This window comes from Pseudoduganella aquatica, from assembly GCF_009857595.1.
Classification (GTDB): Bacteria; Pseudomonadota; Gammaproteobacteria; order Burkholderiales; family Burkholderiaceae_D; genus Rugamonas; species Rugamonas aquatica_A.
In genome coordinates this window covers 1-255 of the sequence record NZ_WWCU01000167.1, presented here as the reverse complement: position 1 = coordinate 255, position 255 = coordinate 1, and the positions used below count along the sequence as shown (strand labels likewise).

Sequence of the window (255 nt, the reverse complement as noted above, 5' to 3'; positions counted from 1 at the left end):
ACACGACGGACAGTAAGCACGACCTGCCGATCGCCGCCAATGTGCTGAACCGGCAGTTCAATCCGCCCGCGCCCAACATGGCATACGTATCGGACATCACGTACATCCGCACCGGCTCCGGCTGGCTGTACTTGGCCGTCGTGATAGATTTGTACGCACGCAAGGTGGTCGGCTGGTCCATGGCGCCAAGCATGCCTGCCAAGCTCGTCTGCGAGGCCCTGAACATGGCCATCCAGCAGCGGCGCCCAGGACCCG

1 protein-coding gene is annotated in these 255 nt (G+C 63.1%); it reads left to right on the top strand.

From position 1 onward, the window contains the following. Positions 1-255, top strand: a 255-nt coding sequence (locus GTP77_RS30085) for a DDE-type integrase/transposase/recombinase (protein WP_161075772.1), incomplete at both ends; no start/stop codon positions are given.